Raw genomic sequence first — 13,576 nt, forward strand, 5'->3', positions numbered from 1 at the left:
TCCTGGTCAGACGTCCACCGGACGCGGAAGTGAAAGGCCGCCTGGCTCTGGTGCCGCCGGCTCCCCGGTCATAAGCTCGTTCCATCTGCGCCAGAAGAGCCGCATCTGCAACTCGTCGTCCATAGCGGCCTGGTCTCTCGCCATGCCGCGGGATATGTCGGACCAGACCGACTGGGCGCCGGTTCCGAATCCTCGCTGGCAGGACTCCAGCGCCTCCACGTCGTCTGGCGTCGCCAATCCGCCGGGACCCCAGAACGCCAAGTAGCTTTGGCCCCGCAGTTCGCCGGCCTCCTTACCCTCCTCTGGGATCCGCAGTTCCCAACCGGTGACTTCGAGGTAGTCCGGGTTAATCGGCTGCAGCGTGCGGATTAGGATCCCGAAGTCGGTCCAGATCAACAGCAGCGAGGGAAAGATGAACATGTTTCCGCCCCATGTGTTGACCTGGTCCCCCCGTACCGCGCCGTACTCATCGATGATTCGCGCTTGATTGGCGGCGACTTTCGCCTCGGCCTCGGGGTTGCCGAGCTCCATCCCGATGCCTAGGTTCGCCCCACCAACGAGGCTGTGCCCGTTTCCGAGATCGAAGCATCCACGGTTCCCGCCCGAGGTGTTCTTGACCGTCGCCATTAGCTTCGCCAGGTCTACACCCGAAGCGATCAGCATCTCGAAGTACGTCGGGTGGGTGGTCGCGGCGTGATATCCATCGATACTGTTCTCCACCAAAAGCTTCCAGTTGGCGCGTATCGAGTACTCATGCGTTCCCTGCGCAACCCTGAGACCTTCGCTGGACTTGTCACACAGCAGATCGATCCAATCCTTGGCATCCCCGAGGTAGGTCGCAAGATCTTCGATCTCGTCGTTGAAGCTGGCGAACACGAACCCTCGATACGACTCGAACTTCGCCGGCCTGCGCAATCCGGGACGGCTGAAGTCCTCGCCATAAGAGGCTTGATCGGGGACCAGAACACACTGACCGTTCGAATCGAAGCTCCACCCGTGGTAGAAGCACGTGTGAATCTTTTTATTGCCCTGATCCTCTCGGCAGACTTCCGCTCCTCGGTGGGGACATGAGTTGTACAGAACCTGCACATCGCCTTGCTTGTCGCGTGTGAAGATCACGGGTCGGCCGCCCACTTTGCGGGTGCGGAAGTCGAACGGTGCTGGGATCTCGGATTCGTGACCGACGAAGAGCCAGCAACGGTCAAAGATCTGGGCGCGTTCCTGTGCAAGAACGTCGGGCGACACGAAGACTTCCCGGTTGATCCGGAAGCTCGACGCGGCGCGGTCGTCGATGACGAATGGGGGCTGTTGAGTTGACATCGGTGCCTTGTCCTCGATCGGCGAGAGCATTACTGGTATCGAGTCAAACATCGACAGAGGATGCTGTCAGGAGTAGGGACTACTCTCCTTCTGCCCGCCCACCCCAATGCGCAGACTTTTCGACCATGCAGATAGGCACGCGCGTTGACGACCTTCAATCATGATGCAGTGCCGCAGTATTCAGGCACGGCAAGCTCACCTAGATCTTCAGTGGAGGAATCTTGGCTCGCGGAACGACTGATATCACTCCGCCGACCGCGGCGGGAAGGACAGCCGACTGGTCTATATAGAACACCACGGCGTCATCGGTGATCGCGAAACTACGGTAGGTGGCCGGACTTCGAATGCCGTTCGACACGGTGAAACCTCTTATCGTGAACTGTCGCGTCAGATCTGCAGCGACCAGCGGCGAAAGAACGTCCACGGGGTCGACACCGGGCTCGAACAGGTCGTCGAGTGTCACAGGGCGATTCTGATCGAAATCGAATGTGAAGCTCTTGTAGATGCTGTCCGACCGGGCTGATTCGATGTCGGCGAGGATCTTAAGCACAAGACTTCGCGTACCCGTCTGCGGTGTGCTGGGAATCGCGTTGGTGTTGTATCCCTGTGTGGTTTGTTGCGGCTGACCAGAACTGGTGGACACTGAGGTGACCAATAGGCTGTAGGGGAGCTTCGTCGCGCCCGGCGCTCGCGCCAACCCGATCACTCGATTGCGTTCCTGAGCCAGGTAGGCGGCGACGGCCCCGTCTTCCGGGTGGCCGATGCCGAAACGCAGATCGATCGTGTACTCGGGAGCTATCTCCAGCGCATGGCAGACATCTCCCGACTGCACATTGCCTCCCATGTCGGTACACGGCGACTGCGCGGCAGCCGCAGGCGCGGTACTCAGCAACGGCAGCGCGATGATCACAGCTGCCACAGCTATCCCGGTGGTGCGCATCGTCTCGCCTTTCGCAGAATCCAACACGTGCGTACTGCAGCGGATCGTCGGGGGGACTGAGATTAGTCGCCCGCCACGACCACCGCGGTGACGCTGTAGCTCCTCGGTGCCGCCGACGGCCAGCCCTGACTACTGTCATTGCTCAGAGCTCCGAACCCGTACTTCGTATAACCGCAGTCGGAGAAGACTTCGAAGCCCAGCCCTTGGAGGACGACCGCTGTGACCGCTTTCGTCTCGTTTCCGCCGTGACCGCCTGTGTTCGCGTCGCCGTACCCAGAGAGCATTCTGACCTTGGAGGGGTTGTAGCCGACATCCCGCAGTGCTTGCGTAACACTCGGCACGCCTTGCACGTTGGTATCCGATACCGGTAGGACCTTACCCGTGTGGCTCACCCAGCCGTCCGATTCGCGAACTGCGCGCTGACTCACTTCGTTCAGAATTGCGTCGAACTGGAAAGGGGGGCACCCCGTGGCACTTCGGGCCGCATCGACAGCTGCCTTCAGATCCTCAGTCGTGTCCGCTGTCGACGTCGGCGCGAGGACCAGCGTTGAGCACACGACGACAACACTCGTTGCACAGGCTCGGGTTCGCCGAAACCATTTGCTGTGCAGCATTACAGCGGCGGCCACATTCTCGCTTGGCCCCGTATTGCCGATGCGGCTACTTCTGCCCGACGACTGCACCGACCCCACCCACTTCGCTGATTTGCCAGTCATGATTGCTGTCAATCGTGATGCTGTAGGTGGCGGTCGACTCCAGTCCCTCGGGCGCTTGCACGGTCTTCGTCTGAACACTGACGAATGTGTCGACCACGTAGGTTCCGTTGTCGTCCGACCGAACCTTGGCCACGAGCGGTACGGCGGTCGAATTCCACTGCAATGGAACGAGAATCTGCTCCATCGAGGTCGCCGCGTTGCTGAGTTTGTCCTTGAGCTCGGGTGTCGTCCCCCTCACGAGCTCGGTCTTCCACGGGCCCAGGTCCTTCGCGTCGATCTTCGCTGCGCCGACGGCGTAGTCGAGCGCGATTTGCTCTGCCCGGCTGGTCGCGGCTGCCTGTCTCGCCTGTGCGTCCAGCTGCGCCTTAGCACCCAGGTACAGCCATGTGGTGACGCCGGCCGCTGCGAGCAGACCGATGATCACAGCGCCGACTAGGAGCGCGCGGATCGAAATGGAGATCGACCGTCGCTTGGACTTCGCGGACTTGCCCCGGTTCTCGCGAATGCCATCATCGGCTTCATCGGCTCCTGCGGTCGCCTCGACTTCAGCCGGATCAACGGCTTCCCGAAGCTTGTCGCGTTCTTCGATTTCCGCTGCGTCGTCCTTGATATGCAACTGCGGCATTGAGACCGCCTCCTATCCCGGTGGAATTGCGACGTGTAGGTCGATGGCCCCGTCTTCAGGAACCGTCGCGATCAGATTCGCCAGTATTTGGCTGCTATCCAGATTTCTTATCGCCGCAGCGATCAGCTTCACGTTGGCCGATGTCGCTTCGCCGAGAACCCGCAAGTCAACGCCGCGGTTGTCGAGGAACTTCTGGATTCGGCCGACGAACGCCGAAAAGATGAGAATGTTTCCAGGGTTAACGCCCATCATGACCTGGTTGTAGCCGTCGTTGAAGACCGTATTGATCCTGGTTCCCAGCGCACGGATCGGCGGCGCAGCATCGGCAAGCGCCTGCCCGACGAAGCCCGCGTTCTCCAGCAGCGCCTGAAAGTTTCTGAGCATCGCTCGGCCCTGACCGTTGAGATCGGCTGTCGTGTTGCGCAGCAGCATGCTGGTACGAGCGAGGTTGGGCAGCACCAGATCGGGGGGCGGAAGCCCCGCGTCCGCCTCGTTGATGACGTTGTTCAATTGCTGTGGGTCCATCTGGTTGAGCACACGTACGACACTGGCGCCCAGCTCGGAAATCGACGGGCTCTCCTTGACGGTGTCCGAGGCAATGCGTTGACCGTCGCGCAGTACGGGACCACCGCTGCTGAGTGGCTCCAGTTCGATATAGGACTCGCCGAGTGCGGATAGGTTCTCTAGGCGGACGTCCGAGTCCTCCGGGATCCGGTACTGCCCGTCGACGTAGAAGTGCACTGTCGCATTCGATGTCGTGGCATCGATCGCCGTGACCTTCCCCACACGCACACCGCGCAGCAGGACACTTGCATCGACGACCAGATTGTTAATGTTGGCGACGTCCATCGACAGATTGGTACGGTCCGTTGGCGGCGAGATCCGCACACCCAATGACCCGATGTACGTGACGAACACAACGATGACGGCGAGAAATGCCGCGAATGTGACAATACTAAGAAGGGGCTTCGACCTCATTGCAGCGCTCCGAGCATGCGTAGAACCTGTTCGACGTTCCCAGATAGTTCTCGTCCATCAGGACCCACGATCGAGGTGATGTTTATCGCCGGGTACTTCCTCTCCGGGAGGTAGTAGTTCTTGATCAAGTCGTACCAGCGCGGTACTTCCTCATCGAACGCGTACTTTGAATGCTGCAACGCCTCAAGGGCATTCGCGCCAGATTCGAACACCGGGACCAGCCAGTAGCCGTTGTTGTAGATCGTTCCAAGGCTCGGCAGGAGCGTTGCCAGGTAGTGAGAGAGTGGGAAGAAGTGGTGGAATCCCATCACGCCCTCGTCGCTAAACCAGTACTGCAGCTTCGGTGTGTAGCTGTGGAGTACATTGCTCGTGTCGGCCACCCCGTTAAGCCACTTGTCGACGCTGTCGACGTTGCTCGACAGATCTGACAGGTCTACTGCAACTCTCGAAGCGATCTCTTGCACCTCGGGACGCGGGGGTGTCACTGCGTTGATTTTGATCACCGTGTTCTGCGCGCGCTGGATCGATCCGCTGCCGATGAAGTTCGCAAGACTGGCGAGAGTGTCCTCAAGCTGCGGCGACGGGGTCGTCTGGGTCAATGGGACCCGTCCCCCCGCATCGAGTGCTGCGGCGGTCGCGGCGGCGTCGGCGTTGCGTTCGAGAGCGACATAGGTGTCGCCGAGCACGGTGCCCTGCTGCAGAACAGCGTGGATGTCGGATGGCACGACGACGTTCTCATCGATGTGTGAGGTCACGTCCACCCCACGATCGGTCAGTTGGATCGCCGTTACGGAACCCACTTTCGTACCGTCCATGAGGACCTTTGCCTGATCTGGCAAATTCAGCACATTGGCGAACTCGAGAGTGATGTCATAGCCGCCGCCATAGGAAGATCCGGGCAAGGGGATCGAGTTCGCGCTGACTGATGCGCAGGCGACCGTGCTGAGGGTGGTCCCGATTATCGCTAAGCTCAATGTAATTCGAGTTCTCATCGTCGCTGAGCCTCCATCAACACGTACTGCAGCAGTGCGACGTCCACTGCGTGAGGCTGCCCGTTAACATCCGCACAGCTACCCGGCATGGACGCGTTCATCATGCCGCACAGAGCCAGTCCATCCGGCGTCCGAATACGGAAGAGGGGTGGGCTCCAGGCAATCAGAGCGAACTGGTGGTTGTTGGCGTGGTACGACATCGTGTTGATCCAGCGCGGCACTGGGTTGAGCATGTTTGCGAAACCCTTGTAATGCGGGCTCAGATGCCGCAACGTATCCGCGGTGGTGTCCAGGCCGAGCTGGATGTCGTCGCCGAGTGTCAGTTCGATATCGTTGACCATCAGAATCAGCTCGGTGATCGTGTTCGTCAATCCGTTCGTACCGCGAAGTGCATTGACTAGATTGGGCGTGGTGTTGGGCATGTCCAGCAGAATCTCCTTCAGCGGAGCGCTGGTTTCGCGCAACATGTCGGTCAGTTGCACAACGTTCTTGACGATCGAGCCGATGTCGGCGATCGACTGGTCAGGGCTGTCGAGCAGCTCAGACGACGTGCTGAGTAAGTTGTTGAGCGCGGGTCCGTTTCCGCGAACCGCTTTGTCCATTCCGCTGAGTGCGTCCTGAATGTTCGTCGACTGAGAGGGGTTGATTCCGTTCACGAAGTTCGTGGCGGAACCGATTACCTGCGAAATGCTCAACGGTGTAGCCGAGCGGCTACGCGGGATGCACCGTCCAGCCACGAGCTTCGGCCCACCGCTGAAGTTGCCGACGAGTTCGAGCGAGCGATCCGCCAGGATCGAAGTCGATCGGATTACAGCCTTTACATCCTCAGGTATCGGATGATCGACATCGATCGTGAAGCGCACTTCGACGTCGGCATCTCGCGGCGTAATGTTCGAGACTGTTCCGATTCGATAACCCATCTGGGTCACAGGGTTATCGACATACAGGCCGACGCTGTCGGACATGACGGCACAGAACTCAGCACCCTGGTTGTGCTGCCGTGCACCGCATGAGGTGACAACTGTGGTCAGTACCACGGCGCCTACCGTGCACGCTGAAACGGTGCGAACCACCGAACGCGATAGCGACGACATCAGCAGGGACTCCCGTGGACCGGAACGCAGATGTCCGTGGCCAGCAGTTCAGGGCGGATGTACGTGTTCTGGTTGCCGATGGCGCGTTCCATTCGGTCGTGGACGCGGCCGAGCACTCGCACCATTACTCCGTTGCGGCTCTGTATCGTCCGAAACTCGGTGAGGATTCCTTCCATTCGATCGAGAAAGTCCTTGCGATTGGTGAAGTACATCTTCAGCAGACCGTACTTCGCCGCCTGCACGACCGCACCGATTCCTTGGAGCGCATCGGCGAAACTTTTGCCGTACAGGACCAGCGTGCCCTCAAGAATCGCGATCTTGCGTATGTACTCCTGGAGTTGACCGCGGTAGTCCGTCAAGGTTTGGACGTACTCGTCAGACATCCTGAGTATCTTTGAGATCTGACCGCGTTGCCTATCCATCGTATTGACTATGGAGTTGGCCGCGTCGAGTACAGCTGAAACCGAATCGGTGTTGCTACCCGTCAAGCCCTGTTGCAACTGATCCAGGGAGTCTTTGATCGGTTGCGGAGCAACGTCATCGGTGATCTTCGTGGTGTCCGCGAGTGTCTCGACGAGGCTGTACGGCATTGTCACTCGCTCCTTCGGAATCGGACGTGCGCCGAGCTCCGCGTCACCGAGCGGAATAATCGTTACGAAGTAGCCCCCGACGACCGTGAGCATGCGCACCTGCACTTGTGACTGATCACCAACGAAGGCATCACGCTTCACGCTGGTCCGCACTCGGATCTGACTCGGCTCGATCGCAAGGTCTTTGACGTCACCCACCACAATGCCGGCTATCCGGACGGTGTCGCCCGGGCGTATCGAAGCCGCGTCGTCCGTGTAAAAGGTGACGATCTTCTCGTCAGGCGGGCTGACGTAGATCGCGCCTGCAACTATCCCGATGATCGCGACGATTGCCACCAGCGTGGCGCCCCAAAGTCGCTCGCGTCGTACCGTATTCACTTGTTGCATAGCACCACCCGCTGACCATTCAAGAGCACGTCCATTGCTTCCGGAAGCTGGACCCGACCGCGCGAGCACGGTACGGGCGCACCAGCCTCTGGAGGTGGTGGGAGGTTCTCCCAGATTACGGGAGTCCTCTTCACGACGTCGATCGCGTCATAGGCGTTGGTGATAGCCCTGTCCAAAGCCCTGTCAGCATCGACGCCCGGCCTGATGCCCGCTGCCGAGAGCAGATGAACGACTGCTCGGGTGAAATCCGCTCCGGCGATCTGCGACTTCCGAAACTCATCCAGCACCGCAATCGCTCCGCGGATCGGGGTATCGAGCTCGTTGAGAATCTGGATCAGGTGGTGGGAACGACCGTTGACGCCGTCGGCGAGGGCGGCCAGGTTGTTCATGATCGTCGAGACAACCTCCTGACGATCGGAAACGAATGCAGTGAGGTTGCGAATGCTGTCGAGCATGGGTCCTAGCCCACTCCCGTCGCCCTGAAGAAATGCGACTGCGTTGTCAGTGAACGTGTTGATCTCATCCGGGCTGAGGGTGGCGAGCACTGGTTGAAGACCGTTGAATAGGACCGTGATGTCGAATGACGGCAGTGTCATAGTGGTCGGAACGTCGATGACTCGATTCGGGGCCGTCTGCCCTTGTACGGGGTTCTGCACATCGACGTAACGCAGCCCAGTGAGGGCTTGGTATCGAACGGCGAGGCGGCTTTCCCGCACTATGCTGAATCTCTGATCCAGGGTGAAGTTCACGACGGCGAGACTTCGCCCGTCGCCAGACCGCTCCAGGGCGATGTCACTCACCTTGCCCACTCGAACACCCCGGACGCGTACGTCGGCTCCGTTCATGAGGCCGGAAACGTCGGTGAATTCAGCGTGGTATGTCGTGCTGGGAGCGTCGAGGGGATGGCTCAGTTCGTTGCCAATCGTGACCAGTAGAAATCCGCTCACGACAGCGGCGATTGCAACCCGCCACGCCGCACCCCTGGCCGTAATCAAGACGGACCCATCATTGTTCCGAGTGGTGCTGCGACGCCTGGAAGCTGGTCCAAGATTATCCTCACTTGCAGCGCACGCTGCTCACCCGAGCCCGCGTACATGCGCTCGAACCGCGACCGGATCTCGGTGATGGTGGTCGCAAAGGCCTCAGCGCTCAGCACCTTCGGGACTGTGTCGGTCAGCGCCCTCACGCTCTCGATAACCGGGAACAGGTCCTCCACGTGAGAGGACAGCAACACGCCGATTGGTGTGAAGAGTTCATTCTGTGCATTGGTCATCGTCGGAATGAGGTGGTTGTCGTACCAGACGTCGTTGTCCCTGTTCGCCAGCCACAGCTGTACGTTCTCGCGGTACTGGCGCTGGTTGGCTTCGCCCAACGCCGGGAAGAAGTTCCACTTCTTCTCGACCTCGTCGGCAGTCTCCGGCGTGAGAGTGTTGGGGTACGTGTTCAGCACCAGATCACCGGTACGGATCAACGCTTCGATGTAGCCCGGGAACGCCACGCTGATACCGGTCGTGTTGCGCAGAAGCTGCTCCGTGCTAACCGTCTGCACGACGGCCACGGAATTCGCCACGACGAGCGCGGTTTCGAGCAGCGGATTGAGACCGTCAACATACCGTGTCGCGCGATCGATGACGCTTACCAGTCTTTGGTCGAACACCCCGTTCGACAGTTCGCCCAACCGATACAGCAGTGTCTGCAAGCTGTAGTTGCCTTGAGGGGCGACATTGATCTCCATGCCGTCCCGGAGCGGACTGCCGTCCTGTACCGGTGTGATATTAATCCCTGTAACACCAAAGTAGTTCGATGGCCGATAGTCGATCGACATTGCGTCGGTGAGTCCACGGGTTGGCTTTGACTGCAAGTCCGTAGTCAGTCGAACCCCACCACCGGAAAGGCTCGATACGTCCGTCACTTCGCCGATCTTCACGCCGTGCATGATCAACGGGGTGCCGGTGGCTACTCCTTGACCGACGTATGTCGTTTCGATCGCGACCGAAATGACGTCCTTCTTGTGGCCGAACGGGTTGACGGCGAAGTACACGACTGCTGCGACCATTACGGCTACAACGGCGACCACACCGACTCTCGTCAGCGTTCGACTCTCTGATTCGGCTGTTGTGTGAAGCAGTGTCATCTGGTTGCCTAGCCCTTGAATACGAACGTTGGCTTGAAGCCCCATAGGGCAATGGTCATGATGAAGTCGAGGGTCATGATCGCCACCAGGCTGGCTCGGACGGCACGACCGGATGCTCGGCCCACCCCGACAGGTCCTCCTGACGCGAAATAGCCGTAGTAGCAGTGGATGATGATCACGGCGGTGGCGAACATGACCGCTTTGATGGTCGAATAGATGATGTCTCGTACAGGTAGAAACTGGACAAGGTAGTGCTGGTAGGTCCCGCCGGAAGCCGCGTAGATGCCTTCGATCAACAGGCTCGAGACGAAGAAACTAATGAGGAGTGTCAGCAGGTAGCCGGGGATCATGCACAGGAGGCCACCAATGAGGCGGGTGCCGACGACGAACGGGATGGGCCGCAACCCCATCACCTCGAGCGCGTCGATCTCCTCCGAGATGCGCATGGATCCGATTTCTGCTGTGAGTCGACATCCGCATTGGGCTGCGAACGCGATTCCAAGGCAGAGTGGCGCCATCTCCCGCACGTCGCCGAGGCCGGCGATGATGCCCGCGAGCGCTCCGAAGCCGATCATGTTCAAGATCGCCCACGCCTCGATGGCCACCATCCCACCGATCGCGATGCCCAAGACGACTAGGACGCTGATCACTCCCCCGTCCACGACCAACGATCCGCGTCCCCATGCGAGGTCGATCATTCGGGCGAGGCACTCGCGACCGTACTTTCGTGCCGTCAGCGGTAGGTAATAGAAGGTTTGCCCGATGAAGACAAGCCACTGGCCGACTTCTTCAAACGGTCTGCGCACTGCTTGTGCCAGTTTTCGCCAAGGCCTGAAGTAGGCGGACGGTTCGGCCTGGCTGGTTGACGACCCGACATCCATCACGCCACCTGCAAAGGGAAGAACATGGTCTGCAGCTGCGTGATCGCGAGATTCACGACGAGAATGAGGACGACGTTGATCACTACGGACGAGTTCACGGCGTCCGCGACGCCGCGGGGGCCACCTTTCGCTTCCATACCTCGCAGCGATGAGACGATCCCGGTGATGGCAGCGAACACGATCACCTTACCGATGGCGAAGTAGACGTCGACTGTCTTTGCGAAAGCACCGAAGGATTGCCAGTACGTGCCAGGCGCGGCGTCGCTGACCGCCAGGGAGAGAAGAAACGACGCGGTGATCGCCGAGGCGAGGATGACGGCACACAGGATCGGTGCGAGCACCAACAACGCCAGGAAGCGCGGTACAACTAGATACCGTACGGGGTTGATGCCCATCGTTCGAAGGGCATCGAGTTCGTCCCGGACAGCGCGAGCACCGAGATCGGAAGCGATCGCCGACGCCGCCGCGCCGCCCATCAGCAGCCCTGCGGTTATCGGCGTGCCCTGCCTGATGACCGCCACACCGCTCGCCGCTCCCACCAGTGAACTCGCTCCGACCTGGTTGATGAGGCCCGAGATCTGGACCGCGACCATCGCGCCGAAGGGGATGGCCATGAGCACCGCCGGCAGCGCCGTCACCTTGTAGAGCGACCAGGCTTGAATAATCAAGTCGCGCAGCGGCAGTCGCGCGGAGAGCGTGTCGGTCACACAGAAGCGAAGGACTTCGCCCGTCAACTTCGCTCCTCGCCCGATGGTCCCCAGCGCTTGCACCGGACGCCCCAGGAAAACCTTCACCGACTTGGCGAGCCGCGATGATGCCGAAGGACCAGGAGACGGCGCCTGTTGCTGGGGCTCCGACGTCTCAGAAGCCTGGACGAGCGTCGCTACCACTGGCACATCACCAGCGACCCCAAGACAGGTCGGCACCAGTTGGGCTGGGCCAACACAGCGATTGCGCTCGGGTCGAGGCGTCGCGAGATGCATTCCATGGCTGGTCAGGACCTGCTTCCATCTGGTCCCGCAGCTCCCCACGTTGGGAACTTCGAGACGTCCATCGGGGGCTGTAAACCGTGTGCGGACGGACTCATGGTCTGGCAATCCGGCGAGTAGGTAAAGAGCGGCGGCCCACATAGCTGAACTTTGCCAGAATCACCGCAGCGATCCGCCATTTTCGCGTAAGCTGAAGCCGCAACGTTGATGAGCTGAATCTGCAACGTTGATGAGCGGCTGTGTTAGTTTGCCATGCCGAATGGTCCGCCGTACCTGCCCGATCGGGCAGGCCCACGACACCTCACCGGTTAAGGCAGGTGCAGCCCTCTCCGCATGGTCTATCGAAATCCGAAAATTCAGCAATGTCGGGCATGAAAATTAGGGTGCGATGCCTAACGATCCCGATCCGGCTGTAGTTACCTATTCGCAAACGTGCGACCGATTGATCTTGCTTCCCCAGTGTTTGGTTCGCTGCACCGAAGGACCGTAGATCCACGCGGTGTTTCGGGCCTCGATACCAACACCGACGTTCGAGAGGTGCTGCCACAACCGATAGAATGCCTCACCTTGATAAAGGGGGAAGTACACGTCGCCTGCGAAATCCTGGGTCTGGGTCAGCGCCAGGGCCCGGGGTGCGAGCCAAGCCACCGTGTCCTTTACGTTGACGACCACGGCATCTGCTTGAGCCTGGATCTGCCCGATCGTCCAATCGTTATTCGCGGCTAGCAAGTTGAAACCGAAGCCCTCGACTTGACCCATCAGTTCGTCATACGTTGACGTGAACCACTGGCACATCTCACGCTGAGCGTTGATGTCAGCATCCGTCACGTCCCTTCTGGTCTCGTCGTACGGAATCGGGAACTTCGGCGCCCAATCGCTTGGCGTTACCGTCACGGCAGGTAGTGGCGGTACCGGTGGGTCGAACGGGCTGGCCGCGGCTGAACCACCGACCGCGGAGAGCGTCGCCGCGAACATCGCTACGCAAGTGAATACTGCACTAGCCGCGCACCGCAGAGCGGTCCGCGCCCGTGTTCGCCTCGGAGCCATAAACATCTGAAACCTCCGGAGAAACAGGCAACCACTAGTCCAGCCCGCGGGCTGCTCGCTAGTCGATCAGCAATGAAGTGCACCGACAACCGACACTCAATCACGAGATCCCGCTACTTCGTGCCATCTTGTTCCACGCATGTGAACGAACCCGCACGCCGCTCGAAAGCTCAAAACGGTGGAATCACTGGAATTGTGTTCCCGTCAACGGAGCACAAGACGCAGGCGCGCTTCTGAATCAAGCACGCCAGGCCCTTAGATCACGCGATCTTGTTCAGCCGCAACGGCAAGATGATCGTGAGCGGCTTGGCTCGACCGCATGCGTAGCGCTCTCCTACCGTCTTATCGGTTCCTTCAAGATAGGGCGACCCGATCTGGGTGAGACCGTCCGAGTCCGAGGGATAGAACTTGAACGTCTGACGCCCTGGCAACACTGATCCATCTGGACATGGCTGCCAGTTCGGCAGATCGCGTTCGACGTACCAAACATGGCCCTCACTCGTGTAAACCGGTGCGGTCCAACCCTGATCGCTCGATACCTGGCCGGTACAGGACACTTCTGTGGTGCAGGTTGACGTGATAGTCCACGTGCTGATCACCGTCGCCTCCTTGTGGAACGCGTAGTCGGTCGTCGCCCACTCACCATCCGACGTCACGGTGAAGGTTCCGTTGATCGCGAACGCATCTTCGTTCGCTTGTGCCGACGGCGTGGCACCGACTGCGGTGGCCACGATGATCGGGATCGCCGCTGCACTGGCGGCTGTGCTGATTCGACGCATCATGCCCTCCTTGTCGGGTCACCCTATGCGCCAATACCTCTCGATCAGCCGCGGCGACACCCTCGAGCGGTGACCGTAGCACCGATCATGGCTACAACGGGAGT

14 protein-coding genes are annotated in these 13,576 nt (G+C 59.9%); all 14 read right to left on the reverse strand.

Annotated elements, in window-relative coordinates; translation table 11 throughout:
• Window positions 1-6: 6 nt before the first annotated feature.
• Window positions 7-1,371 carry an aromatic ring-hydroxylating oxygenase subunit alpha gene (locus ABIA65_RS00725; RefSeq protein ID WP_354522302.1) on the reverse strand — a complete coding sequence of 455 codons (1,365 nt, stop codon included), beginning with the start codon at window positions 1,369-1,371 and terminating at the stop codon, window positions 7-9.
• Window positions 1,372-1,519: 148 nt separating this feature from the next.
• The gene (locus tag ABIA65_RS00730) at window positions 1,520-2,260 is read right to left on the reverse strand and encodes an RsiV family protein (RefSeq protein WP_354522303.1); all 741 of its coding nucleotides are present in this window, start codon (window positions 2,258-2,260) and stop codon (window positions 1,520-1,522) included.
• Between the two features lie 62 nt (window positions 2,261-2,322).
• Window positions 2,323-2,601 (reverse strand): hypothetical protein, encoded by a 279-nt coding sequence (locus ABIA65_RS00735; RefSeq protein ID WP_354522304.1) that lies wholly within the window; start codon window positions 2,599-2,601, stop codon window positions 2,323-2,325.
• Between the two features lie 319 nt (window positions 2,602-2,920).
• Entirely contained in the window at window positions 2,921-3,601 is a 681-nt protein-coding gene (locus ABIA65_RS00740; protein WP_354522305.1) for a hypothetical protein, read from the reverse strand.
• 12 nt (window positions 3,602-3,613) lie between these two features.
• Window positions 3,614-4,579 carry an MlaD family protein gene (locus tag ABIA65_RS00745; protein WP_354522306.1) on the reverse strand — a complete coding sequence of 322 codons (966 nt, stop codon included), beginning with the start codon at window positions 4,577-4,579 and terminating at the stop codon, window positions 3,614-3,616.
• On the reverse strand, window positions 4,576-5,571 hold the full coding sequence (locus ABIA65_RS00750; RefSeq protein ID WP_241401596.1) for an MlaD family protein: 996 nt from the start codon (window positions 5,569-5,571) through the stop codon (window positions 4,576-4,578). The genes ABIA65_RS00745 and ABIA65_RS00750 overlap by 4 nt, the downstream gene beginning before the upstream one ends.
• Window positions 5,568-6,665 carry an MCE family protein gene (locus ABIA65_RS00755; RefSeq protein WP_241401597.1) on the reverse strand — a complete coding sequence of 366 codons (1,098 nt, stop codon included), beginning with the start codon at window positions 6,663-6,665 and terminating at the stop codon, window positions 5,568-5,570. The genes ABIA65_RS00750 and ABIA65_RS00755 overlap by 4 nt, the downstream gene beginning before the upstream one ends.
• Complete coding sequence (locus tag ABIA65_RS00760; RefSeq protein WP_354522308.1) at window positions 6,665-7,642, reverse strand: MlaD family protein; 978 nt, start codon at window positions 7,640-7,642, stop codon at window positions 6,665-6,667. Before ABIA65_RS00760 ends, ABIA65_RS00755 begins: the two co-directional genes overlap by 1 nt.
• Complete coding sequence (locus ABIA65_RS00765) at window positions 7,630-8,637, reverse strand: MlaD family protein (protein ID WP_354522309.1); 1,008 nt, start codon at window positions 8,635-8,637, stop codon at window positions 7,630-7,632. Before ABIA65_RS00765 ends, ABIA65_RS00760 begins: the two co-directional genes overlap by 13 nt.
• Window positions 8,634-9,821: an MlaD family protein gene (locus ABIA65_RS00770; RefSeq protein WP_354522310.1), complete on the reverse strand. Its 1,188-nt coding sequence runs from the start codon at window positions 9,819-9,821 to the stop codon at window positions 8,634-8,636. The genes ABIA65_RS00765 and ABIA65_RS00770 overlap by 4 nt, the downstream gene beginning before the upstream one ends.
• Window positions 9,785-10,657 (reverse strand): MlaE family ABC transporter permease, encoded by an 873-nt coding sequence (locus ABIA65_RS00775; protein ID WP_241401601.1) that lies wholly within the window; start codon window positions 10,655-10,657, stop codon window positions 9,785-9,787. Before ABIA65_RS00775 ends, ABIA65_RS00770 begins: the two co-directional genes overlap by 37 nt.
• A complete protein-coding gene (locus ABIA65_RS00780; RefSeq protein WP_371747147.1) occupies window positions 10,657-11,547 on the reverse strand; it encodes an ABC transporter permease in 891 nt (296 codons plus the stop codon). The genes ABIA65_RS00775 and ABIA65_RS00780 overlap by 1 nt, the downstream gene beginning before the upstream one ends.
• A 519-nt stretch (window positions 11,548-12,066) precedes the next feature.
• Window positions 12,067-12,621, reverse strand: a complete 555-nt coding sequence (locus tag ABIA65_RS00785; protein WP_354522311.1) for a hypothetical protein — start codon at window positions 12,619-12,621, stop codon at window positions 12,067-12,069.
• A gap of 332 nt (window positions 12,622-12,953) precedes the next feature.
• Window positions 12,954-13,472 carry an Rv2253/PknI dimerization domain-containing protein gene (locus tag ABIA65_RS00790; RefSeq protein ID WP_354522312.1) on the reverse strand — a complete coding sequence of 173 codons (519 nt, stop codon included), beginning with the start codon at window positions 13,470-13,472 and terminating at the stop codon, window positions 12,954-12,956.
• Window positions 13,473-13,576: the final 104 nt, after the last annotated feature.

Source organism: Mycolicibacterium sp. 624 (assembly GCF_040548615.1).
Taxonomy (GTDB): domain Bacteria; phylum Actinomycetota; class Actinomycetes; order Mycobacteriales; family Mycobacteriaceae; genus Mycobacterium.

Bases quoted from the DNA above. Each gene is read 5' to 3' on its own strand.
- ABIA65_RS00725 (WP_354522302.1), bottom strand. From the start codon at position 1,371: ATGTTTGACTCGATACCAGTAATGCTCTCGCCGATCGAGGACAAGGCA.
- ABIA65_RS00730 (WP_354522303.1), bottom strand. From the start codon at position 2,260: ATGCGCACCACCGGGATAGCTGTGGCAGCTGTGATCATCGCGCTGCCG.
- ABIA65_RS00740 (WP_354522305.1), bottom strand. From the start codon at position 3,601: ATGCCGCAGTTGCATATCAAGGACGACGCAGCGGAAATCGAAGAACGC.
- ABIA65_RS00745 (WP_354522306.1), bottom strand. From the start codon at position 4,579: ATGAGGTCGAAGCCCCTTCTTAGTATTGTCACATTCGCGGCATTTCTC.
- ABIA65_RS00750 (WP_241401596.1), bottom strand. From the start codon at position 5,571: ATGAGAACTCGAATTACATTGAGCTTAGCGATAATCGGGACCACCCTC.
- ABIA65_RS00755 (WP_241401597.1), bottom strand. From the start codon at position 6,665: ATGTCGTCGCTATCGCGTTCGGTGGTTCGCACCGTTTCAGCGTGCACG.
- ABIA65_RS00760 (WP_354522308.1), bottom strand. From the start codon at position 7,642: ATGCAACAAGTGAATACGGTACGACGCGAGCGACTTTGGGGCGCCACG.
- ABIA65_RS00770 (WP_354522310.1), bottom strand. From the start codon at position 9,821: ATGGGGCTTCAAGCCAACGTTCGTATTCAAGGGCTAGGCAACCAGATG.
- ABIA65_RS00775 (WP_241401601.1), bottom strand. From the start codon at position 10,657: ATGGATGTCGGGTCGTCAACCAGCCAGGCCGAACCGTCCGCCTACTTC.
- ABIA65_RS00785 (WP_354522311.1), bottom strand. From the start codon at position 12,621: ATGTTCGCGGCGACGCTCTCCGCGGTCGGTGGTTCAGCCGCGGCCAGC.
- ABIA65_RS00790 (WP_354522312.1), bottom strand. From the start codon at position 13,472: ATGCGTCGAATCAGCACAGCCGCCAGTGCAGCGGCGATCCCGATCATC.